A 23,053-nucleotide genomic window follows, 5' to 3' on the forward strand; every position below is an offset into this window, starting at 1 on the left:
GATTTCTCCGGCGCCGTGGCCGAACCTGTCGGACAGTGGCTTTATCCTCCTCCCATGGGGCCAGGATTCGGCTTCGGCATAGCCCGCGACGAGCTGATTCGCGACTTCGGCGCGCAATCGACGATGCGCGGTGAGCGCTACGCGGCCGAGGGCCGCATCCGTGATGTCGAGTCCGACGATGACGGGCGGCTGCTGCGCGGACGGTGTGTGGGATCGCATGGTCAGTGGTATGTCCTTGAGGTCGGCTTGTCGCAGGGAAACCCGGCGGTCGTCGAATGGGCGCTGTGTACATGCCCTGTCGGTTCGTTCTGCAAACATGCCGTCGCCCTGGTGCTGACGGCGGTGCCGGGGGCCGCGCCGCAGCCGCCGGTCGAGCGATGGCGTTATCTGCTCGACCGGGTGCTCGACGAGGTGGCTGTGCCCGAGGGCGGTGGCAAACCGATCGCATTGGAGTTCTCCATCGGCGCCCCCAGCCGGTTCCGGCCGGGGACATTGCTGATGCTGCGGCCGTTGACCCTCGGGAAGCGAGGCACCTGGATCACGCGGGCGTTGACGTGGCGGCGCCTGCTCGACCACCCCGAGCCCGGCGAGTTCGAACGCGACCAGTACCAGGCGGTGCGCGGGTTGATCTCCGAGATGGAGCGGTACGCGTCGCCGCACGGCACCGAGGCCATGATGCTCAACGGGATGCCGGCCTCCCTGTGGCCGCGGCTCGACGAGGTGTTGGACGCCGGGGTGACCGTCTTGGCCGACACCGCCAGCGGGATTCGGGCTGTCGAACTGATCAAGAATGTGCACCTGCGACTGGACTTCGCCGCCGAAACTGCCGGGGGTGCGGTGATGTCGGTGGCGATGATCGTCGACGGACAGGAACACGATCCCGAGGGCGTCGGGTTGATCGGGATGCCGGCGCCGCACGGGATGTTTCAGGTCGTCGATTCAGTGCTGCGGTTGGGTGCCTTCGATCCGCTGCCCGGGCGGACCATGGCCGAGCTGCTCGGCCGCCGAGAGCAGGTCCAGATCCCGGCGGCGATGGCCCGCGAACTCGCCGTCGACATCCTGCCGCGCCTGGCTCACAGCGTCGAGATGGAGGTGGCCGACGGACTGTTCGTGCCGCCCACCATCACCGGGCCGGTGGCGGTGCTCACGGTGCAGATCCTCGACGGCGGGGCCCGGGCCTTCTGGAGCACCCGCTATCAGGTCAACGACCAGCATCACGACTTCGACCCGACGTCGAGCGCCGGGGTGACCGGGTACCGCGACGCCGCCGCCGAGGACGAGCTGTGGGAGCGGGTGACGCCGGCGTTGCAGGCCGTCGCGGCGGCCGCACAGGACTGGAAACGGCAGGCCTCCCAACATGTCAACCGCCGGATCTCGGCCACGCTGGACACCGGCGCGGTCCACGAGCTGCGGGCCATCGTCAACGCCCACGGTGCCGTGGAGGCGGCCGCACTGGCATCGCGGCGCACGCTGCTGGGCGCGGTGAACCTCACGCCCGTCGAGGCCGCGGTGCTCTGTGACGAGACCTTGCCCCAGCTCGAGTGCTTTGCGGAGCTGGTCATCGATTCCGAGGTGCAGTACCGGGCCTCCGGCGTCGACCCCCTGCTGTCGTTCTCCGGCGACTCCTCGCTTCCCGGCGACTGGTTCAGTCTGAACGTCACCGTGAGGGTGGACGGTGAGACGGTGGCCCTGGCCGACGTGATCCGCGAATTGGACTCCGGGGCAACGCATATGCTCTTGCCCTCCGGTATGTACTTCCGGCTCGACACCCCCGAGCTGCTCCGGTTGCGGGCCCTGCTCGACGAGGCACGGGCACTCGGCGAGATCGACGGGGAGCGGGCCAATGCCGCCACGTTGAACATCACGCTGTGGGACGAACTGCTTGAGCTCGGTGTCGTCGATGAGCAGCTCTCCCGGTGGCGGGCCAACCTGGCCAGGTTGGCCCTTGCCCGGCCACCGGTCCCGATCGAGCCGCCGGCGGGTCTCGATGCCGACCTGCGCGATTACCAGCGCGAGGGTCTGGACTGGCTGTCGTTCCTGTGGGACAACGGCATCGGCGGCGTACTGGCCGATGACATGGGGCTGGGAAAGACTGTGCAGACCTTGGCGCTCATCGCCCGGGCGGTGGCCGACGGGGCGGGGAAGTTCCTGGTGGTGGCGCCGACCAGCGTGGCCCGCAACTGGGTGGCCGAATGCCACAAGTTTGCCCCGGGGCTGACCGCGGTGGTGGTGACCAGTACCGATGCGCGCGGCGCGGTACGACTGGCCGAGCAGGTGGCCGAGGCCGACATCGTCGTCACCTCGTACACGCTGCTGCGCATGGATGTGGCCGCATATGCTGAACTTCAATGGGCCGGAATGGTTCTCGATGAAGCCCAATTCGTCAAGAACCACTACAGCAAGACCCATCAGAGCGCACGTCTGCTCGACGTGCCGTTCAAGTTGGCCATCACCGGCACGCCGATGGAGAACAATCTGATGGAGCTGTGGTCGTTGCTGTCGATCACGGTGCCCGGCTTGTTCCCGTCACCGAAGATCTTCGAGATGTATTTCCGCAAGCCGATCGAATCGGGTGCGGCCGACGACCGGTTGCCCGTGTTGCGGCGGCGGATCAAGCCGGTGTTGTTGCGCCGCACGAAGACCCAGGTGGTCGCCGAGCTGCCCCCGAAGAGCGAGCAGGTGCTCGCCATCGCGCTGAGCGCCAGGCACCGCAAGATCTATGACACCCGGTTGGCCCGGGAACGGCAGAAGGTGCTCGGGCTGCTGGGGGACTGGGAGAAAAACCGGTTCCAGATCTTCCGGTCACTGACCCTGCTGCGGCAACTGAGCCTGCACCCCGGGCTCGTCGACGACTCCGCCCGCTCGGTGGGCTCGGCCAAGATCGACTTCCTGATCGAACAACTCGGTCAGTTGGTCGCCGAGGGACACAGCGCCTTGGTGTTCAGCCAGTTCACCGGATTCCTGGGAATCCTGCGGGCGCATCTGGATTCGGCGGGCATTGCCTACAGCTACCTCGACGGCTCGGTCACTTCCGACGGACGAGCCACCGCCATCGAGGAATTCGGGAACGGCACCACACAGGTGTTCCTGATCAGCCTCAAAGCCGGCGGGTTCGGGCTGAACCTCACCACCGCCGACTACTGCTTCCTGTGCGACCCGTGGTGGAGCCCGGCCGCCGAGGCTCAAGCCGTCGATCGGGCCCACCGCATCGGGCAGACCCGGCCCGTCACCGTTTACCGCCTGGTCGCCCAGGACACCATCGAGGAAAAGGTGGTGGCTCTGCAGGAACGCAAGCGGGCCCTGTTCGCCGCGGTGGTCGACGACGGTGATCTGTTCGGCTCGGCCATCACGGCCTCCGACATCCGCGAACTGCTCGGGTGATCAGCGGGGCAGTTGCACGGCCGCGTCGTCCACCTGCTTGATCGGTCCGGTGAACCAGTGCTTCACCGACACGTGCCAGTAGATGAACAGCAGCACCAAGACGCCGCCCACCAGAAGCGGCGTGTAGTTGACGAACTTCCAGGCGAAGCTCGGATCCCACGGCATGCCGCCCAGCGAGGTCGGGAACATCGCGATGATCGAGGTGACGATGATCTCGATGATCGCCACGGGGGCCATCCACTTGTACTTGTTGCCGAGGTTCCACTGGCCCTGCTCGAAGGAGTCACCGGCCTTGAGCCGGTAGTAGATCGGCACGGCGAAGCACAGGTACAGGCCCACCACCCCGATGGACACCACCGCGAAGAACGCGACGGGCACCGGGGCGCCGTTGATCTCGACGGGCACCAGCGCGGGCAGCGTGATGAGCGCGGCGACGGCGGCGGTGACGATCACGCCGTTGGCCGGCACCCGCTTGGCGTTGACTTTCGACCACAGCTGATGGCCCGGCACGGCGCGGTCTCGACTGAACGCGAACAGCATGCGCGATGCGCTGGTCTGACAGGCCGTGGTGCAGAAGAACTGTCCGGCCGTCGAGATCAACAGGACGATGGCCACCCACTTCGAACTCATCGCTTGGGCGAAGATCACCGCCACCGCGCCGCCGCCCTTGGATACCGCGTCGGCGTCTTGGACCGCGAACAGGAAGGACAGCAACAGGATCCAGCCACCGATCGCCGAGTAGAAGATCGACTGCCAGATCCCGCGGGCGGCGGCGTTGGCCGCACTCTTGGTCTCCTCTGACAGATGCGCCGAGGCGTCGTACCCGGTGATCGTGTACTGGGTCAGGATGGCCGAGATGGGCAAGACGAACAGCAGGAAACCCCAACCTTTTTCGCCGCCGAAGATGCCGCTGTTGTTGATGGTCTGGGCGAACACGTCGGAGAAACTGGCATGCTGCTCCGGGACGAGGAACAGGATGAGGATCACCGCGGCGGCGCCGGCCACGTGCCACCACACCGAGACGTTGTTGATCACCGCCAGCAGATGGCTGGAGAAGATGTTGATCACCGCGGAGACACCCAAGATGATCAGGAACATGATGAACACCCGGGTCAGGCTGTAACCGGCGAGCCAGGACTCGCTGAAAGTGCCCAGGGTGAGGTCCAGGAATGTCGCGCACCCGTAGGAGACCGAGGCCAAGATCGCCACCAGCCCGATGAGATTGAGCCAGCCCGTGTAGAAGCCGGCCTTCGGACCGCCGAGTTTGGATGCCCACCAATAGATTCCGCCTGATGTCGGGTAGGCCGAGACCAGTTCGGCCAGACAGAACCCGATGATCAGGATGAACACCGCGACGATCGGCCAACCCCAGGCGATGGCCGCCGGGCCGCCGTTGTTCCAGCCGAGCCCGAATGACGTGAAGCAGCCGGCCAGGATCGAGATGATCGAGAACGAGATGGCGAAATTGGAGAACCCGGACCAGGAACGCTGGAGCTCCTGGGTGTAGCCCAGCTTGGCCAGATGTTGTTCGTCGTCGGTGAGTTGCTCATGGCCTTCGGGCACAAACGCCTCCTCGGTACGGGCGGGCCGGGCGGAACGAACCCGCGCTGCACACGGACAATAGAGTGTTATTGGTCGGTTGTCCTACCTTTTGTGCGTGACAATCGTGCGGATTCGGGGCACGATCGTGACGTCATCGGGCTAGGCAATGGTCGGCTGGAGTTCGGGTTGGCCAGTGAATCCGACACGGGCAGGAGAGTGTGCAATGAGCCACCACCCCGGCATGCTGGCACGAGCCGACCTCGAGCAAATGGTGGCCGCCGGTGAGATCGACACGGTGATCGTCGCGTTCTGCGATATGCAGGGCCGGTTGACGGGCAAGCGGGTCTCCGGCCGGTTGTTTGTCGAGGAGGTCGCCGCCCACGGGGCGGAGTGCTGCAACTACCTGCTCGCCGTCGACGTCGACATGAACACCGTCGACGGCTATGCGATGTCGAGTTGGGACACCGGATATGGCGACATGGTGATGACCGCCGACTTCAGCACGCTGCGCCTGATCCCGTGGCTGCCCGGCACCGCGCTGGTGATGGCGGATCTGTCGTGGACAGACGGGAACCCGGTGCAGCAGGCGCCGCGCAGCATCCTCAACCGGCAGATCGACCGCCTGGCCGAGCGGAACCTGGTGCCCTACGTCGGCACCGAGCTGGAGTTCATGGTCTTCGACAACACGTTTCGTGAGGCCTGGGCCGCCGGATACACCGGTCTCACCCCGGCGTCGGACTACAACGTCGACTACGCCATGCACGCCTCGACCCGGATGGAACCGCTGCTGCGCGACATCCGCCTCGGGATGGAAGGAGCCGGTTTGTACTGCGAAGGCGTCAAGGGGGAGTGCAACCTCGGCCAGCAGGAGATCGCCTTCCGCTACGACCATGCCCGCATCACGTGTGACAACCACACCATCTACCGCAACGGTGCCAAGGAGATCGCCGATCAGCACGGCAAGAGCCTGACGTTCATGGCGAAGTTCGACGAGCGTGAGGGCAACAGCTGTCACATCCACATCTCCTTGCGCGACGACCAGGGTTCGGCTGTCTTCGCCGATGAGTCCGACCCGTATGGCATGTCCCCGATGTTCCGCAGTTTCGTCGCGGGCCAGCTGGCCACCTTGCGAGAGCTGACGCTGTTCTATGCACCGAACATCAACTCCTACAAGCGCTTTGCCGCCGGAAGTTTTGCGCCCACGGCGGTGGCCTGGGGGATGGACAATCGCACGTGTGCGTTGCGGGTGGTCGGGCACGGGCACGGGATGCGGATGGAATGCCGGGCGCCCGGCGGCGACGTCAACCAATATCTGGCGGTCTCGGCGTTGATCGCCGGCGGCCTGCACGGTATCGACCACGAGCTCGAACTGCCGGCCCCGATGTCGGGGAATGCCTATGCCAGTGGGGCGCAACGGCTACCCACCACCTTGGTCGAGGCGGTCGAGCTGCTGGAGAAGTCCGAGGTGGCGCGCACGGCGTTCGGGGACGAGGTCGTCGAGCACTACCTGAACAACGCGCGGGTGGAGTTGGCGGCGTTCAACACTGCGGTGACGGATTGGGAAAGGGTGCGTGGATTTGAACGCCTTTGACGCCAGCCCGGCGACCGCCCCGGCGACCGGCCCGACGGCCGGCCCGGCGAACGCACGGCCGGTAATCGGGCTGACGACGTATCTGCAGCAGGCGCAGACCGGGGTGTGGGACGTGCAGGCCAGCTTCCTGCCGCAGATCTACTTCGAAGGTGTCAGCAGGGCCGGTGGCATCGCGATGCTGTTGCCCCCGCAGCCGGCCGACGGCGACGTCGTCGACCGGGTGCTCGACCGCATCGACGGCTTGGTGATCACCGGCGGGCCCGACGTCGACCCGGCGCGGTACGGGCAACAGCCGCATCCGGCCACCAATGCGCCGGACATCGGGCGGGATGCCTGGGAGTTCGCGCTGCTGGAAGGGGCGCTGCGGCGGGGCATTCCGGTGCTCGGCGTGTGTCGCGGGGCGCAGGTGCTCAACGTCGCCCTCGGCGGCACCCTGCACCAACACCTACCTGACGTCATCGGCAACACCCACCATCAACAGGGCAATGCGGTGTTCGGCACATCCGCGGTGCACACCGTGCCGAATACCGCGCTGGCCGCCCTGATCGGCGAGACCTCAGATGCGCAGTGCTATCACCATCAGGCCATCGACCTGCTGGGTGAGGGGCTGGTGGTCAGCGCGCGCGACGCCGACGGGGTGATCGAGGCCGTGGAGTACCCGGGCGACGCATTCGTCGTCGGAGTGCAATGGCATCCCGAGGAAACTCTCGACGACCTGCGCTTGTTCGCCGCCGTGGTAGATGCGGCCGGAACGTATGCAACAGAAAGGGTCTCATGACATCAGGTCAGGTGATCAATCCGGCGACCGAGGCGGTGTTGACCACCGTCGAGCTCCTCGATGTGGCGGCCGTCGACGACGCGGTGGCGCGTGCCGGGGCGGCACAGCGAGCGTGGGCTCGGCTGGCTCCGGCGGAACGGGCGGCGGCCCTGCGCGCCTTCGCTGCCGTCGTCGACGCCCATGTCGATGAACTGGCCGCCCTGGAGGTGGCCAACTCCGGACATCCGATCGGGCAGGCCGAATGGGAGGCCGGGCATGTCCGGGACGTACTGCAGTTCTATTCGGCCACCCCGGAGCGGTTGAGCGGCAAGCAGATTCCGGTGGCAGGCGGTCTGGACGTCACGTTCAACGAGCCGTTGGGCGTGGTCGGGGTGATCACCCCGTGGAACTTCCCGATGACGATCGCGGCCTGGGGGTTTGCCCCCGCGCTCGCCGCCGGCAATGCCGTCGTCCTCAAACCGGCCGAGTGGACGCCACTGACCTCGATCCGGTTGGGCGAGCTGGCCACTGAATCGGGCCTGCCCGCGGACCTGTTCCAGGTGCTGCCCGGTAAGGGGTCGGTGGTGGGTGAGCGGTTCGTCACCCACCCGGGCGTGCGCAAGGTGGTGTTCACCGGCTCCACCGAGGTGGGCATGCGGGTGATGGCCGGGGCGGCCGCCCAGGTCAAGCGCGTCACCCTGGAGCTGGGCGGCAAGAGCGCCAACATCGTGTTCGACGACTGCGATCTGGAGAAGGCCGCGGCCACCGCACCGTACGGGGTGTTCGATAACGCCGGGCAGGATTGCTGTGCGCGGAGCCGAATCCTGGTGCAGCGCAGTGTCTACGACCGTTTCATGGAGATGCTGGAACCGGCGGTCAAGGGCGTGACGGTCGGAGATCCCACGGTGCGCGACACCGAGATGGGCCCATTGGTGTCGCGGCCGCACTGGGAATCGGTGGCCAGTTATGTTCCCGACGATGCGCCCGTGGCGTTCCGCGGCTCGGCGCCCGACGGGCCCGGATTCTGGTTCCCGCCAACGGTGTTGACCCCGAGCCGCACCGATCGCACCGTCACCGACGAGATCTTCGGGCCCGTCGTGACGGTGCTGCCGTTCGAGGATGAGGCCGACGCGATCGCGCTCGCCAACGACACCCCCTATGGGTTGTCCGGCTCGATCTGGACCGAGAACCTGTCGCGCGCTATGCGCGTCTCCCGGGCGGTGGAATCGGGCAACCTCAGCGTCAACTCACATTCGTCGGTCCGGTACAACACCCCGTTCGGCGGCTTCAAGCAGTCGGGTCTCGGTCGGGAACTGGGCCCTGATGCGCCGTTGTCGTTCACCGAGACCAAGAACGTCTTTTTCGCAGTAGAGGAGCTGTAGATGGATCTGACCCAACGCCTGGCCGGCAAGGTCGCCGTCATCACCGGCGGCGCCGGCGGCATCGGCCTGGCCGCCGGTAAGCGGCTGCGCGCCGAAGGCGCCACCATCGTGGTCGGCGACATCGACCCAACCACGGGCGAGGCGGCCGCCGAGGAGCTCGACGGCTTATTCGTCGCGGTTGACGTGTCGGACGAGGGCGCCGTCGACCAGCTCTTCGACACCGCGGCGGCAACGTTCGGCTCGGTCGACATCGCGTTCAACAACGCCGGGATCTCGCCGCCTGAGGACGATCTGATCGAGACCACCGAACTGCCGGCCTGGCAGCGGGTGCAGGACGTCAACCTCAAATCCGTGTATCTGTCGTGCCGCGCGGCGCTGCGGCACATGGTCCCGGCCGGGCGGGGCTCGATCATCAACACCGCCTCTTTCGTGGCGGTGATGGGGTCGGCGACATCGCAGATCTCCTACACCGCCTCCAAAGGCGGGGTGCTGGCGATGTCGCGTGAGCTCGGCGTGCAGTACGCCCGCCAGGGCATCCGGGTCAACGCGTTGTGCCCTGGTCCGGTCAACACGCCGCTGTTGCAGGAGTTGTTCGCCAAGGACCCCGAACGGGCGGCACGTCGGCTGGTGCACATCCCCCTGGGCCGCTTCGCCGAGCCCGAGGAACTGGCCGCCGCGGTCGCGTTCCTGGCCAGCGACGACGCCTCCTTCATCACCGGGTCGACGTTCCTGGTCGACGGCGGGATCAGCTCGGCCTACGTCACGCCTCTGTGACCCGCCATGACCGAACCGGATCCGCAGGCCGCCGCCGAAACAGCTGACACGCTGTTGCGGCCGGTCCGCCTCGGAAACGCCTTCGAGGACACCGTCGGCCGGCTGCTGGAGACGATCCGGCTCGGCGTCCTGACCCCAGGGGAGTCCCTCCCACCCGAGCGCGAGTTGGCGACGCGTCTCGGCGTCAGCCGCGACACCGTGCGCGAGGCGATCAAATCGCTGGCCGACGCCGGTTACCTGGTGTCCAAGCGCGGACGTTACGGCGGCACCTTCCTGGCCGCCGAGTTGCCGCGGCACACGGCTGACGGCCCACGGCCGACCCGCGAGGAGATCGACGATGCGTTGCGGTTGCGCGAGATCCTGGAGGTCGGGGCGGCCAGGATGGCGGCCGGCCGCACCTTGAGTGCCAGCGAGCGGGATGGGTTGTGGTGCCGGCTGGCCGACGTCCGCGGGGCCGCGCCCGATGACTACCGACGCCTGGATTCCCGGTTGCACCTGGCCATCGCCGAGGCTGCCGGGTCACCGTCGCTGGTGCCGCTGGTGGCCGAGAACCGTATGCGGGTCAACGCGCTGCTGGATCAGATCCCGTTGTTGCCGCGCAACATTGCCCACTCCGACGAACAGCACGAGGCCATCGTCATCGCGATCCTGGCCGGTGACAGTGAGGGTGCAGCCGCGGCCATGCTGGCGCACGTCGGCGGATCGTCGGCCTTGCTGCACGGCTTCCTGGATTAGATTCGAACCGTGGTCCATCCCGGTAACGACGAACAGGTCGAGCGCGCATCGTCGGCCCTGGCCGACGTCGACACGTCGGGATGGGCGCGGCGATTCGACCTGTTGTCCGACCCCCACCGGCTGGAGATCCTGCTGGGTCTGCACAGTGCCCCCGGCATCTGCGTCGGCGATCTGGCCGCCGCACTCCGACGCTCGGAGAATGCGGTGTCCCAGGCGTTGCGGGTGCTTCGGGAGCAGGGCTGGGTCAGCGCGACGCGAGTTGGTCGGACGGTCAACTACCGGTTGGAGGACGAGACGGTGCACGACCTGTTGCACTGGATCGGAGCCCGACACGGCTGAAGCCGATCATCATCTGTCCACCTGGACAGATGTCAGGGGTCGCCCTACGCTCGGACGATGACCATCGGTGCTTCGCAGCCGACCGCCCGATCAGCCGGAATGGCAACCCGTTTCGACCGAGCCGATTGGATCTCGATCGGCGCGGTCGGTGCCGTGGTCCTGTTACTGCACGTCATCGGGTGGGGTGTCCTGGTCTTCGGTGTGGCGCCGCAGCACATCACGCTGGGGTCGACCGGTGTGTTCGGCGTCGGCCTGGGACTCACCGCCTACCTACTCGGTGTCCGGCACGCCTTCGATGCCGACCACATTGCCGTCATCGACAACACCACCCGGAAAATGGTCGGGGAGGGCACCCGATCGGTGTCGGCGGGGTTCTGGTTCTCCCTGGGTCACTCCAGCGTGGTGTTCGGGTTGGCGCTGCTGCTGGCGCTGGGCGTGCGCACACTCGCCGGTCCGGTGCAGGACGAACAGTCCGCGATGCTGCAGACCCTCGGGCTGATCGGGTCGCTGGTGGCCGGAACATTCCTGATCCTGATCGGTTTGACGAATCTTGCCGCCGCGGTGGGGATCGCCAAGGTTTTTCGCGCGATGCGCAGCGGCGAGTACGACGAGGCCGAACTCGAACGTCAGCTCGACAGCCGGGGGTTCCTGGCCCGCCTGCTGGCTCGGGTCATGCGCCGGGTGAGCAAGCCCTGGCACCTGTACCCCGTCGGCTTCCTGATGGGGCTGGGCTTCGACACCGCCAGTCAGGTCACCCTGTTGGTGCTGGCGGCCGGGACCGCGGCGTTCACGCTGCCCTGGTACGCGATGCTGGTGCTGCCGGTGTTGTTCGCGGCGGGGATGAGCCTGTTCGACAGCCTGGACGGCATCTTCATGGCCCGGGCCTACGGTTGGGCCTTCCTGCAGCCGGTGCGCAAGGTCTACTACAACCTGACGGTGACGGTGCTTTCGGTGATCGTGGCCTTGGTCGTCGGCGTCATCGTGCTCGTCGGTCTGATCGTCGAGCGCCTCGGCATCACCACGGGACCGCTGGCCGTCGTCGGTTCGGCCGACCTCGAGTTCGTCGGCTTTGCGATCGTCGGGCTGTTCGTGCTGAGTTGGGCAGTCGCAGTGGGTATCTGGCGGTTCGGGCGGATCGAGCAGCGCTGGGCGGCGCGGGCCTGACGGTCAGTCCGTCAGTCCCAACAACGCGTTCTCGATCACCTCGGGCAGCGCCGGGTGGATCCAGTACTGGCCACGGGCAATCTCTTTGGCGGTCTGGCCGAAACTCATCGCCTGGATCAGCGGCTGGATGATCGAGGATGCCTGGTGCCCCATGATGTGGGCGCCCAGGATCTTGCCGGTGTCGCGGTCGCCGATCAGCTTGGCGATACCGGTGGTGTCCTCCATGGCCCAGCCGTAGGCGGTGTCGCCGTAGGCCTGCACCTTGGTGACGATGTCGTAGCCTTCCGCGCGGGCCTGAGCTTCGGTTAGGCCGACGGTGGCGATCTGGGGCTCGGTGAAGACCGCCGACGGCACGAAGCGGTGATCGCTGCGCACCATCGCCTCGGTGTCATCCCAGTCGCGCAGCAGGTTCTCCTTGACCACGCGTGCCTCGTGGTTGGCCACGTGCTTGAGCTGATAGTCCGACGACACGTCGCCGAGCGCGAAAACGCCTCGCGCGGTGGTGCGTTGGTAGTCGTCGACGATCACCCGGCCGTCTTCGTCCACCTCAACCCCGGCCAGTTCGGCGTCGAGCATGTCGCCGTTGGGAATCCGGCCGGTGGCCACCAACAACATGTCGGCGGGCAGGGTCTTGCCGTCGTCGAGCTCGAGCACGATCTTGTCGCCGTCCTGATGGGAGCCGATCACGTTCTCGTGCGTCCGCAGGTCCCATTTCTCGGCAGCCAAATCGCTGAATCGGTGGCAGATCGTCTCGTCGCAGTGGGTGAGCAGTCCAGATCCGCGTACCACGATGGTGACCCGCACTCCCAGGGCGGAGAAGACATGGGCGAACTCGGCCGAGACGAATCCGCCGCCGACGATCACCAGGTGTTCGGGCAGTTCGGGGATCCGCATGATGTCGTCGCTGGTGTAGTACGTCACACCGCAATCCACGATGGCCGGTGGGATGAACGTGCGGGACCCGGCGGCGATCACCACCTGATCGCTGCTGAACTGATCTCCGGCCTCGGTGCGCAACGTGTAGCGGCCATCGGCGGTTGTGGGCCCGAACCGCGTATGGCTGGCGTACACCGTGATCTGGGGGTCGTTACGGCGGTAATCCTCACCACCGGCCGCGATCGGATCGATGCGGCCGAACACCCGTGACACGATGTCGGGCCAGCGCACCTTGTCGACGTGGGCGTCCACGCCGAATCGGGTGCTGTCGGCGACCGTATGGGCTACCTCGGCGGCGTAGACGAACATCTTGGTGGGGATGCAGCCGACGTTCAGACAGGTGCCGCCGAAGGTGCCCTGTTCACAGATCGCGATCTTCTTGCCGGCGTAGCGCTCGTCGATGATGCTGTTGCCCGAGCCGGTGCCGATGATCGTCAGGTCGTAGTGGTCCATCTGCTGTCCCTATCCGGAAGGTGTTGTGCTGGACTGTCTTTGAGTGTTCAGGTAGTGGTCCAGCCAGTGATCGAGCTCCCGGTAGGCCACAGCTCGGGCCTCGGGCACCGAGAGGAAGACGTCGTGCTTGGCGTCGGCGATCGGGACCACGGTGGAGCGGTTTCCCACACAACCCGCCCACCGCGCGATCTGGCGGACATCGAGCACCGCATCGCCGCGCTGCATCGCAGCCGGGTCGGAGGTCTCCCGGACGCTGTGGTCGGACCGAAGGATCAGATTGGGCACACCGACGTCCAGGCCGCGGTGCAGCCGGGCCTGCGCTCGGCGGACGGCGTTGATCCAGCCGAGGGTGATGGGGAAGCCGCCCAATGGTTTCCAGGCCAGGTTGTAGTCGAACTCACCGTCGTAGTCCCGATGCAGGGTGGTGCCGTATCCACCTTCGGTGGGCTTGCGGATCACCGAGAGCTTCCGCCACCGGGCCAACGCGATCAGCGCGGCCGACGTGGGTGCCATGCGCAAGACCGCCGGTCCGTGCAGGTCGAAGAACGGGCTGTTGAGTATCAACCCGCCCACCCGGTGCTCGACCAGTCGGCCGCTGCGGCGCAGGCGGTCGGCGAACAGAGTGAGGATCAGCCCGCCGGCCGAATGCCCGTACAAGCACACCGTGGCGTTGCCGGTATCGGCGGCGATGACGGTCAGGGCCCGCTGCAGATCGGCGTCATAGCGCGCCAGGTCGGTGGTGAAATGCGGGGTTTGGCCCTCTTGCCGGGACCGCCCGCACTTGGGCAGGTCGAGCGCGTAGAACGCGAAGCCGCGCTCGGCGAACCGCTCGGCCAGCTCCGTGTGGAAGAAGTAGTCGGTATAGCCGTGCAGCGCCAGCACGGCATGGCCGGATTGGGCGCCTCCGGCGCTCTGTCCGGTCTTGGCGCCTCCGGCGCCGTGCCGCACCAGTGTGGCGACCAGGTGACCTTCCCCGTCAGGATCGGCTCCGCCATCGATGGTGTGCTGCCAGAACCCCGGCAATACATCCGGCTCCCATACGGGCTCCCGTGACGTCACGGCTCCACCCTAACCGCGGCGCGGAAGGTTCCGGGTGACGGACAGCACTACCATGCCTGGCCAACCGGGATTCGTCGCGCGATAACCTGGGCATAACAAAAGCCGTCGATGGAGACGGGCCGCCGCAATACAAAGGACGAGCGATCAGGGTGTCTGAGGCAAACGTGGGTACGACCGTGAAGACCGACGTCGTGCTGGTTGGGGCCGGCATCATGAGCGCAACTCTGGGCGCCCTGATCCGGCTGCTGGAGCCGGACTGGTCCATCACGATGATCGAGCGGCTCGACGGCGCCGCGGCCGAGAGCAGTGATCCCTGGAACAACGCGGGCACCGGCCATTCGGCCCTGTGTGAGCTCAACTACACCCCTGAGCTGTCTGACGGTTCGATCGACACCACCAAGGCCATCAACGTCAACGAGCAGTTCCAGGTGTCGCGGCAGTTCTGGGCCTACGCGGCCGAGAACGGTGTGCTGCCCGACGTGCGCGGCTTCCTCAACCCGATCCCGCACGTCAGCTTCGTGCACGGCGCTGAGAACGTCGGCTACCTCAAGCGTCGCTACGAGGCGCTCGTCAGCAACCCGCTGTTCTCGTCGATGGAATTCATCGACGACAAGGACGAGTTCGCCCGCCGGCTGCCGTTCATGGCCGCCAAGCGTGACTTCTCCGAGCCCGTCGGCCTCAACTGGTCCCAACATGGCACCGACGTCGACTTCGGCGCGCTCTCGCGTCAGCTGATCGGTTTCACCGCGCAGCGCGGGATGGACACGCTGTTCGGTCACGAGGTGCGCGACTTGCGCAAGGAATCCGACGGCACCTGGACGCTCAAGGTGACCAACCGGCGCACCGGCCTCAACCGCAAGTTCAACGCCAAGTTCGTCTTCGTCGGCGCCGGTGGCGGTGCGCTGCCGCTGCTGCAGAAGTCCGGGATCCCCGAGGCCAAGGGCTTCGGCGGCTTCCCCGTCGGCGGTGCGTTCCTGCGGACAAACAACCAAACGCTGACCGCAGGACATCAGGCCAAGGTGTACGGGCTGCCGCCGTTGGGAGCCCCGCCGATGTCGGTGCCGCACCTGGACACCCGGGTGATCAACGGCAAGTCGTGGCTGCTGTTCGGACCGTTCGCCGGTTGGTCGCCGAAATTCCTCAAGCAGGGCAAGGTCACCGATCTGCCGTTCTCGGTGAAACCCAACAACCTGGCCTCGATGCTGGGGGTCGGTCTGACCGAGGTCGGGCTGCTCAAATACCTGATCGGCCAGTTGCTGCTCAGTGAGGCCGACCGGGTCGATACGTTGCGCGAATTCGCGCCCAGCGCAGTCGATTCCGACTGGGAGCTGGACATCGCGGGGCAGCGTGTGCAGGTGATCCGGCGCAAGGGCGCCGGGGGCGTCCTCGAATTCGGCACCACCGTGCTCACCGCCGCCGACGGCAGTATCGCCGGTCTGCTCGGCGCCTCGCCCGGCGCGTCCACCGCGGTGCCGGCCATGCTCGATGTGCTGGAGCGCTGCTTCGGCGATCGCTACCAGAGCTGGTTGCCCAAGCTCAAGGAGATGGTGCCCTCCCTCGGTACCAAGCTGTCCACCGAACCAGGCCTGTTCCAGGAGGTCTGGGCGTGGGGCACCAAGGCGCTCCAACTGGACGTTCCCGCGACCGTGTGACAGGGTCGGGCGGATGACGGTCGCGTTACGCCGAAGCTGGGCGAAAGACCTCGACGTACCAACCCTTTACGAGCTGCTCAAGCTCCGCGTCGAGGTGTTCGTGGTGGAGCAGGCCACGCCGTACCCGGAACTCGACGGCCGAGATCTGCTGGCCGAGACCCGTCACTTCTGGCTGGAAGGTCCTGACGGAGAAGTGATCTCGACGCTGCGGCTGATGGAGGAACATCCCGGCGGGGAGAAGAGCTTCCGGATCGGCCGGGTGTGCACCAAACGCAGCGACCGCGGCCACGGGCACACCACACGACTGATGCAGGCGGCGTTGGCCGAGGTCGGTGACTATCCATGCCATATCAACGCCCAGGTCTACCTGGTGGACATGTACGGCCGGCACGGGTTCGTCCGTGACGGCGACGAGTTCCTCGACGACGGAATCCCGCATGTACCGATGGTGCGGCCCGGCGTCAGAGGAGCCGATGTGACGGAGACGGACCCCTCATGACCGAGCACACCTACCCCTTCAGCGCACTCGTGGGGCAGGACCGGCTGCGGCTGGCTCTGTTGCTGTGCGCCGTTCACCCGGAGATCGGCGGCGTGCTGATCCGCGGCGAGAAGGGCACGGCGAAATCCACCGCGGTGCGCGGCCTTGCCGCGGTGCTGTCCGCCGTCGACGACGACGCCCGACTGGTCGAATTGCCCATCGGGGCGACCGAGGACCGGGTGGTCGGGTCGCTGGACCTGCAGAAGGTCCTCCGCGACGGCGAACATGCCTTCTCGCCGGGTCTTCTCGCCCGTGCCCACGGCGGCGTGCTCTACGTCGACGAGGTCAACCTGTTGCACGACCATCTGGTGGACGTCTTGTTGGACGCTGCCGCGATGGGCCGGGTTCATGTTGAGCGGGAAGGGATCTCGCATTCCCACGAGGCCAGATTCGTCCTGATCGGCACGATGAACCCCGAGGAAGGCGAACTGCGTCCGCAGCTACTGGATCGGTTCGGGCTGACCGTGGACGTGGCCGCCTCGCGTGATGTCGACGTCCGCGTCGAGGTCATCCGGGCCAGGATGGCGTTCGAAGCCGACCCCGAGTCCTTCACTCAGCGCTACGCCGCCGCCGACGGCGAACTGGCCGCCCGGATCGCCGCGGCCCGGGCCGGCATCGGCTCGGTGACGCTGCCGGACACCGAACTTCGCCGCATCGCCGCGCTGTGCGCGGCTTTCGACGTCGACGGCATGCGCGCGGATCTGGTGGTGGCACGCACCGCCGTCGCACATGCTGCCTGGCGCGGCGCGACCACGGTGACCGAAGACGACATCCGGGTGGCTGCGGAACTGGCGTTGCCGCACCGGCGCCGTCGCGATCCATTCGACGATCCGGGCCTGGACCCCGACCGCCTCGACGAGGCCATGCAGCAGGCGGGGGAGTCCGCCCAGGCACCGCAGTCGGAAGCAGACCCAGATCCCGATTTCGACCCGGATTTCGACCCGCCCGGCGGCGGGGCCGACGCCGGCTCGGAAGGGTCGCCGACACAGGGTAATTCGGCGAAGTCGGGGACCCGGCCGAGCGCGCCGCCGTCTCCGGTGTTCCGCACCAAGGCCCTGGTGGTACCCGGGGTCGGCGAGGGGGCACCCGGTCGTCGTTCGCGGGCCCGCAACCGTACCGGCACTCCCATCGCGGCCACCGCGGAACCGGGCAGCGGTCACGGCCTGCACATGTTCGCCACCCTGCTGGCCACCGCCGGCCGGCAGCAGGGCCCCGGCCTGCCACGCCCCCGTCCAGAGGATGTGCGACGCGCGGTACGTGAAGGCCGCGAAGGCAATCTGGTGATCTTCGTCGTCGACGCCTCCGGGTCCATGGCCGCCCGGGACCGGATGTCGGCCGTCACCGGCGCGACGCTGTCGCTGCTGCGTGACGCCTATCAGCGCCGGGACAAGGTCGCCGTGATCACGTTCCGCCAGGCCGATGCCCGAGTGCTGCTGCCGCCGACCACCTCGGTGCACATTGCCAGCCGCAGACTGGCTCGCTTCGACACCGGCGGCAAGACGCCGTTGGCCCAGGGCCTGTTGGCTGCGCGCGATCTCGTCATCCGGGAGAAGGCGCGGGACCGCGCCCGGCGCAGCCTCGTCGTGGTGCTCACCGACGGCCGCGCCACTGGCGGTCCCGATCCGCTGGGCCGCACCGGGCAGGCCGCGGCTGCGCTCGTCGCCGAGGGCGCCGCCGCCGTGGTGGTCGATTGTGAAACATCGTTCGTGCGTTTGGGTTTGGCGCCGAAACTGGCCGAACAGTTGGGATCGCCGGTGGTGCGGCTCGAACAGTTGCGCGCAGCCGAACTGACCCGGCTGGTACAGCACCAGACCGCTGCCTAGACCCCACTCTGCAGGAAGGACCGCCCATGCCACAGGGGCAGCCGCTGACCGTCCCCGACGACGGCCTGACCACCAAGGCCCGGCGCAACGCGCCGCTGCTCGCGGTACACACCGGGCCGGGGAAGGGAAAGTCGACCGCGGCCTTCGGGATGGCGTTGCGCGCCTGGAACCAGGGCTTTTCGGTCGCGGTGTTCCAATTCGTCAAGAGCGCGAAATGGAAGGTCGGTGAGGAGGCCGTGTTCGGTCAGCTCGGCCGGCTGCACGACGAACAGGGCCTCGGCGGGGCGGTCGAGTGGCACAAGATGGGCTCGGGCTGGTCGTGGACCCGTAAGCACGGCAGCGACGTCGATCACGCGGCGGCGGCCGCCGACGGCTGGGCGGAGATCAAACGTCGGTTGGCCGAACAGCGTCACGACTTCTACGTGCTCGACGAGTTCACCTATCCGCTCAAGTGGGGCTGGATTCCCGTGGACGAGGTCGTCGAGGCGCTCAATGCCCGTCCCGGCACGCAGCATGTGGTGATCACCGGCCGTGACGCCCCGCAGGCTCTGATGGATGCCGCCGACCTGGTGACGGAAATGACCAAGATCAAGCATCCGATGGATGCCGGCCGCAAGGGGCAGAAGGGCATCGAGTGGTGATTCTCGACCCGCTCGCGGCCGCCGAGCGTGCGCTCGGCGTCGAGGTTTTGCGGCGTGTCGGGCAGCAGACACGCACGCTCGCGGTGCTGAGGTGAGCATGACCACCCCGGCGGTGGTGATCGCCGCTCCGGCGTCGGGCAGCGGAAAGACCACGGTGGCAACGGGTTTGGTCGGTGCGCTGCGTCAGGCCGGCCACGCTGTGGCCCCGTTCAAGGTGGGCCCGGACTTCATCGACCCCGGCTACCACGCCCTGGCGGCGGGCCGGCCCGGTCGCAACCTGGACCCGGTGCTGGTCGGCGAAGAGTTGATCGGCCCGTTGTACCGGCACGGCTGCACCGGCGCAGACATCGCGGTCGTCGAGGGCGTCATGGGACTGTTCGACGGTCGTATCGAAGGACAGATGACCGGTATCCCGCGCGGGTCGGCGGCGCAGGTGGCCAACCTGCTGGGCGCGCCGGTGGTGCTGGTGGTCGATGCGCGCGGGCAGAGCCACAGCATCGCGGCGCTGATCCACGGCTTCGTCACCTTCGACCCCTCCGTGCGGCTCGCCGGGGTGATCCTCAACCGGGTGGGTTCTCCGCGGCACGAGGCGGTGTTGCGCCAGGCGTGCGAGCATGCCGGGGTGGCGGTGCTCGGCGCGATTCCCCGCGCCGACGAATTGACCGTCCCCTCACGGCATCTGGGGCTGATCACCGCGGTCGAACATGGTCGGCAGGCGCGCGAGGCGGTGGCCGCGATGACGGCCCTGGTGGCCCGGCACGTAGATCTCGCCGCTCTGGTCGCTGCCTCGGGCGCGCAGGTCACCGCCGAACCCTGGAGCCCGGTGGCCGCCACGGTGACAAATGTCACCGTGGCGCTGGCCGCCGGCAAGGCGTTCAGCTTCGGCTACGCCGAACATGCCGAACTGCTGCGCGGGGCCGGAGCGCAGGTCGCCGAGTTCGATCCGTTGTCCGACCCGTTGCCCGAGGGCGTCAGCGCACTGGTGCTGCCCGGCGGATTCCCCGAACAGTTCACCGCCGAACTGTCGGCCAATGACCTTGTCCGCCAGCAGATCAGGGACCTGGCCGGCCGCGGCGCCCCCATCCATGCCGAGTGTGCCGGGTTGACCTATCTGGTCGACGACCTCGACGGGATACCCATGTGCGGTGTGCTGGCCGGATCGGCACGCTTCACCGAGCGTCTCACCCTCGGTTACCGCGACGCGGTGGCCGTCGTGGATTCCTGCCTGCACGCCGCGGGTGATCGGGTCACCGGCCACGAATTCCACCGAACCACAGTGGAATTCGCCGAAGAACAACCGCCGGCGTGGGCGTTCGCCGGTGCCGGGCAGGTGGCGCGGCGCGATGGCGCGGTACGGGGTGGTGTGCACGCCGGATACCTGCACACCCACCCGGCGGCACACCCGGAGGCCATCACCCGGTTCGTGGCGTCGGCGGTGCCGACCCAACGAGCCGGTGGCAGCAACCACTAAGCTCGGCGAGTGACTACCGCGCACGCGAGGAGCGATGTGATCTCCGAGAACGCCTACCTCGTCGGCCTGCGCCTGGCAGGCAAGAAGGTCGTCGTCGTGGGCGGCGGAACCGTCGCGCAACGCCGGCTGCCCCTGTTGATCGCCCACGGCGCCGATGTACACGTGATCGCCCGGGCGGCCAGCCCCGCGGTGGAGGCGCTGTCGCAGGACGACCCGGGGATCACCCTGCAGCTACGCGACTTCCAGGCCGGCGACCTCGAGGGCGCCTGGTATGTGATCGCAGCCACCGACGACACGGAGGTCAACGCGGCCATCGCCGCCGAGGCCGAGGAGCGGCGCATCTTTTGTGTGCGAGCCGACATCGCTCGCGACGGCTCCGCGGTGACCCCGGCCACCTTCGACTACGACGGTCTGTCGGTCGGTGTCCTGGCCGGCGGTGAGCACCGCCGCTCGGCGGCGATCCGCACCGCGATCCACGAAGCGCTGCAGAGCGGGCTGCTGACCGCCCAAGTCGGTGATGATTCGGGGGAGGCGCCCACGGGGGTGGCACTGATCGGCGGCGGACCGGGCGATCCCGAGCTGATCACCGTGCGCGGCCGCCGTCTGCTGGCCCGCGCCGACGTCGTGGTGGCCGACCGGTTGGCACCGCAGGAACTGCTCGCCGAACTCGGACCTCATGTCGAGGTGATCGACGCGGCCAAGATCCCTTACGGCCGGGCGATGGCCCAGGAGGCGATCAACCAGGTCCTGGTGGAACGCGCTCGGGCCGGAAAGTTCGTCGTCCGCCTCAAAGGCGGCGATCCGTTCGTCTTCGCCCGCGGTTACGAAGAGGTCCTGGCGTGCACCGAGGCCGGCGTCCCGGTCACCGTCGTCCCCGGTGTGACCAGCGCCATATCGGTGCCCGCGTTGGCCGGCGTGCCGGTCACCCACCGCGGTATGACGCATGAATTCGTGGTGGTCAGCGGCCATGTTGCGCCCGGCCACCCGGAATCGTTAGTGAATTGGAATGCGCTGGCGGCGATGAGCGGCACGATTGTGCTGCTGATGGCCGTCGAACGGATCGAGCAGTTCACCAAGGCGTTGCTGGACGGCGGTCGACCTGCGGATACGCCGGTCCTCGTGGTCCAGCACGGCACCACCGTCGCGCAACGCACACTGCGGGCCACCCTCGCCGATGCGCCGGAACGGATTCGTGCCGAGGGCATTCGACCCCCGGCGATCATCGTGATCGGCTCTGTCGCGGCGTTCGCCGGTTAAAGGATTCTTAAGATTCCGGTAAGGTGGCGCGGTATGACGGCACTCAATGACGCCGAGCGCCAGGGACTCGCCGCCCGCCTCCCATCCTGGTTCCCGTCCTGGGGCTTCCTCTCAGCGGTGATCGCGATCGGCGGCATGCAGCTGCTGGCCACCATGGACAGCACGGTCGCCATCGTCGCGCTACCCAAGATCCAGGACGAGCTGAGCCTCTCCGACGCCGGGCGCAGCTGGGTCATCACGGCATACGTGCTCACTTTCGGCGGTCTGATGCTGCTCGGCGGCCGCCTCGGCGACACCATCGGACGCAAACGCACCTTCATCGTCGGTGTCGCGTTGTTCACCATCGCCTCGATCCTGTGCGGCATCGCCTGGAACGAAGCGACGCTGGTGATCGCCCGGCTGTTGCAGGGCATCGGCGCGGCGATCGCCTCACCCACCGGTCTCGCGCTGGTGGCCACCACTTTCCCGAAGGGCCCGGCGCGCAACCTCGCCACCGCCGTGTTCGGTGCGATGACAGCCATCGGCTCGGTGATGGGCCTGGTGGTCGGCGGCGCTCTCACCGAGGTCTCCTGGCGGTTGGCGTTCCTGGTCAACGTGCCGATCGGCCTGGTGATGCTCTATCTGGCCCGCACCGCTTTGCGCGAGACCAACCGTGAGCGGATGAAGCTCGACGCCGCAGGCGCCCTGCTGGCGACCCTGGCCTGCACCGCTGCGGTGTTCGCCTTCACCCAGGGCCCCGAGAGCGGCTGGCTGGCGCCGATCACGTTGGGCTCCGCGGCGGTGGCCGCCGTGGCCGGCATCGCCTTCCTGATCGCCGAACGCAGCGCCGAGAACCCGGTGGTGCCGTTCGACCTGTTCCACGAGCGCAACCGGGTCGCCACGTTTGTGGCGATCTTCCTGGCCGGTGGCGTGCTGTTCACCCTGACCGTGCTGATCGGGCTCTACGTCCAGGACATCCTGGGCTACAGCGCCCTGCACGCCGGCATCGGCTTCATCCCGTTCGTCGTCGGCATGGGTATCGGCTTGGGCGCCTCGTCACAGATCGTGCGGTACTTCCAGCCGCGGTTCGTGGTGATCGGCGGCGGCATCCTGGTGCTCGGCTCGATGATCTACGGCTCGACGCTGCATGCCGGTATCCCGTACTTTCCGAACCTGGTATTGCCGATCACCGTGGGCGGCATCGGCATCGGCATGATCGTGGTGCCGCTGACCCTGGCCGCGATCGCCGGTGTCGGCTTCGACCGGATCGGGCCGGCCTCGGCCATCGCCCTGATGCTGCAGAACCTCGGCGGTCCGCTGGTCTTGGCGATCATCCAGGCCGTCATCACGTCGCGCACGCTTTTCCTGGGTGGCATCACCGGTCCGGTCAAGGACATGAACGGTCCGCAACTGGCGGCGCTCGACGCCGGCTACACGTATGGGCTGTTGTGGGTGGCCGCGGTGGCGGTGCTCGTCGGTGGCGCCGCTCTGTTCATCGGGTACACCTCCGAACAGGTCGCCCATGCCCAAGAGGTCAAGGACGCGATCGATTCCGGAGAGCTCGAGCTCGACTGAGCCG

Annotated in this window: 18 protein-coding genes; 15 read left to right on the top strand and 3 right to left on the bottom strand. The window is 67.4% G+C overall.

The genetic code is table 11. The features are described 5' to 3' along the window. Window positions 1–54: 54 nt before the first annotated feature. Window positions 55–3,381, top strand: a complete 3,327-nt coding sequence (locus tag A5733_RS05245; protein ID WP_076239357.1) for a DEAD/DEAH box helicase — start codon at window positions 55–57, stop codon at window positions 3,379–3,381. On the opposite strand, the gene A5733_RS05250 is transcribed toward A5733_RS05245, so the two are convergent. Beyond that, a complete protein-coding gene (locus A5733_RS05250) occupies window positions 3,382–4,944 on the bottom strand; it encodes an amino acid permease (protein WP_067774738.1) in 1,563 nt (520 codons plus the stop codon). Window positions 4,945–5,146: 202 nt separating this feature from the next. Between A5733_RS05250 and A5733_RS05255 the strand changes: the two genes are divergently transcribed. The 7 genes from A5733_RS05255 to A5733_RS05285 all read left to right on the top strand — a co-directional run bounded on the left by A5733_RS05255 (window position 5,147) and on the right by A5733_RS05285 (window position 11,665). After that, entirely contained in the window at window positions 5,147–6,514 is a 1,368-nt protein-coding gene (locus A5733_RS05255) for a glutamine synthetase family protein (RefSeq protein WP_067774735.1), read from the top strand. Between the two features lie 64 nt (window positions 6,515–6,578). Next, window positions 6,579–7,292, top strand: coding sequence for a gamma-glutamyl-gamma-aminobutyrate hydrolase family protein (locus A5733_RS05260; protein ID WP_233152621.1), 714 nt, complete (start codon window positions 6,579–6,581; stop codon window positions 7,290–7,292). After that, entirely contained in the window at window positions 7,289–8,653 is a 1,365-nt protein-coding gene (locus A5733_RS05265; RefSeq protein ID WP_076239358.1) for an aldehyde dehydrogenase, read from the top strand. The genes A5733_RS05260 and A5733_RS05265 overlap by 4 nt, the downstream gene beginning before the upstream one ends. After that, complete coding sequence (locus A5733_RS05270; protein ID WP_067774729.1) at window positions 8,654–9,427, top strand: 3-oxoacyl-ACP reductase; 774 nt, start codon at window positions 8,654–8,656, stop codon at window positions 9,425–9,427. It abuts the gene before it with no gap. Window positions 9,428–9,433: 6 nt separating this feature from the next. Further along, entirely contained in the window at window positions 9,434–10,162 is a 729-nt protein-coding gene (locus A5733_RS05275) for a FadR/GntR family transcriptional regulator (protein ID WP_067774726.1), read from the top strand. Window positions 10,163–10,171: 9 nt separating this feature from the next. After that, window positions 10,172–10,501 carry a helix-turn-helix transcriptional regulator gene (locus A5733_RS05280; protein WP_198938732.1) on the top strand — a complete coding sequence of 110 codons (330 nt, stop codon included), beginning with the start codon at window positions 10,172–10,174 and terminating at the stop codon, window positions 10,499–10,501. 57 nt (window positions 10,502–10,558) lie between these two features. Continuing rightward, window positions 10,559–11,665 (top strand): HoxN/HupN/NixA family nickel/cobalt transporter, encoded by a 1,107-nt coding sequence (locus A5733_RS05285; protein ID WP_076239360.1) that lies wholly within the window; start codon window positions 10,559–10,561, stop codon window positions 11,663–11,665. Between the two features lie 3 nt (window positions 11,666–11,668). Here the strand turns inward: A5733_RS05285 and mtr are convergent, their stop codons facing one another. Next, window positions 11,669–13,054, bottom strand: coding sequence for a mycothione reductase (gene mtr / locus A5733_RS05290; protein ID WP_076239361.1), 1,386 nt, complete (start codon window positions 13,052–13,054; stop codon window positions 11,669–11,671). Between the two features lie 9 nt (window positions 13,055–13,063). Then, entirely contained in the window at window positions 13,064–14,113 is a 1,050-nt protein-coding gene (locus A5733_RS05295; protein WP_076239362.1) for an alpha/beta hydrolase, read from the bottom strand. 212 nt (window positions 14,114–14,325) lie between these two features. On the opposite strand from A5733_RS05295, the gene mqo reads away from it, so the two are divergent. The 7 genes from mqo (at window position 14,326) to A5733_RS05330 (ending at window position 23,049) form a co-directional block, all read left to right on the top strand. Further along, window positions 14,326–15,765: a malate dehydrogenase (quinone) gene (gene mqo / locus A5733_RS05300; protein WP_369830905.1), complete on the top strand. Its 1,440-nt coding sequence runs from the start codon at window positions 14,326–14,328 to the stop codon at window positions 15,763–15,765. Window positions 15,766–15,778: 13 nt separating this feature from the next. After that, window positions 15,779–16,264, top strand: coding sequence for a GNAT family N-acetyltransferase (locus tag A5733_RS05305; RefSeq protein WP_067774708.1), 486 nt, complete (start codon window positions 15,779–15,781; stop codon window positions 16,262–16,264). Continuing rightward, window positions 16,261–18,126: a magnesium chelatase subunit D family protein gene (locus A5733_RS05310; protein ID WP_076239364.1), complete on the top strand. Its 1,866-nt coding sequence runs from the start codon at window positions 16,261–16,263 to the stop codon at window positions 18,124–18,126. The genes A5733_RS05305 and A5733_RS05310 overlap by 4 nt, the downstream gene beginning before the upstream one ends. A gap of 26 nt (window positions 18,127–18,152) precedes the next feature. Beyond that, complete coding sequence (cobO, locus tag A5733_RS05315) at window positions 18,153–18,767, top strand: cob(I)yrinic acid a,c-diamide adenosyltransferase (protein ID WP_067774702.1); 615 nt, start codon at window positions 18,153–18,155, stop codon at window positions 18,765–18,767. Window positions 18,768–18,864: 97 nt separating this feature from the next. Next, window positions 18,865–20,238 carry a cobyrinate a,c-diamide synthase gene (locus tag A5733_RS05320; RefSeq protein ID WP_076239365.1) on the top strand — a complete coding sequence of 458 codons (1,374 nt, stop codon included), beginning with the start codon at window positions 18,865–18,867 and terminating at the stop codon, window positions 20,236–20,238. Window positions 20,239–20,277: 39 nt separating this feature from the next. Beyond that, a complete protein-coding gene (gene cobA / locus A5733_RS05325) occupies window positions 20,278–21,495 on the top strand; it encodes a uroporphyrinogen-III C-methyltransferase (protein ID WP_076239377.1) in 1,218 nt (405 codons plus the stop codon). A 33-nt stretch (window positions 21,496–21,528) separates the two neighbouring features. Further along, window positions 21,529–23,049 (top strand): MFS transporter, encoded by a 1,521-nt coding sequence (locus A5733_RS05330; protein WP_067774693.1) that lies wholly within the window; start codon window positions 21,529–21,531, stop codon window positions 23,047–23,049. The last annotated feature ends 4 nt before the right edge of the window (window positions 23,050–23,053 follow it).

The organism is Mycobacterium sp. NS-7484 (assembly GCF_001953975.1).
GTDB lineage: Bacteria > Actinomycetota > Actinomycetes > Mycobacteriales > Mycobacteriaceae > Mycobacterium.

Coding starts and splice junctions, on each gene's coding strand:
- A5733_RS05245 (WP_076239357.1), top strand. CDS start 55: ATGGGGCCAGGATTCGGCTTCGGCATAGCCCGCGACGAGCTGATTCGC.
- A5733_RS05255 (WP_067774735.1), top strand. CDS start 5,147: ATGAGCCACCACCCCGGCATGCTGGCACGAGCCGACCTCGAGCAAATG.
- A5733_RS05265 (WP_076239358.1), top strand. CDS start 7,289: ATGACATCAGGTCAGGTGATCAATCCGGCGACCGAGGCGGTGTTGACC.
- A5733_RS05270 (WP_067774729.1), top strand. CDS start 8,654: ATGGATCTGACCCAACGCCTGGCCGGCAAGGTCGCCGTCATCACCGGC.
- A5733_RS05275 (WP_067774726.1), top strand. CDS start 9,434: ATGACCGAACCGGATCCGCAGGCCGCCGCCGAAACAGCTGACACGCTG.
- A5733_RS05285 (WP_076239360.1), top strand. CDS start 10,559: ATGACCATCGGTGCTTCGCAGCCGACCGCCCGATCAGCCGGAATGGCA.
- mtr (WP_076239361.1), bottom strand. CDS start 13,054: ATGGACCACTACGACCTGACGATCATCGGCACCGGCTCGGGCAACAGC.
- mqo (WP_369830905.1), top strand. CDS start 14,326: ATGAGCGCAACTCTGGGCGCCCTGATCCGGCTGCTGGAGCCGGACTGG.
- A5733_RS05305 (WP_067774708.1), top strand. CDS start 15,779: ATGACGGTCGCGTTACGCCGAAGCTGGGCGAAAGACCTCGACGTACCA.
- A5733_RS05310 (WP_076239364.1), top strand. CDS start 16,261: ATGACCGAGCACACCTACCCCTTCAGCGCACTCGTGGGGCAGGACCGG.
- cobO (WP_067774702.1), top strand. CDS start 18,153: ATGCCACAGGGGCAGCCGCTGACCGTCCCCGACGACGGCCTGACCACC.
- A5733_RS05320 (WP_076239365.1), top strand. CDS start 18,865: ATGACCACCCCGGCGGTGGTGATCGCCGCTCCGGCGTCGGGCAGCGGA.
- A5733_RS05330 (WP_067774693.1), top strand. CDS start 21,529: ATGACGGCACTCAATGACGCCGAGCGCCAGGGACTCGCCGCCCGCCTC.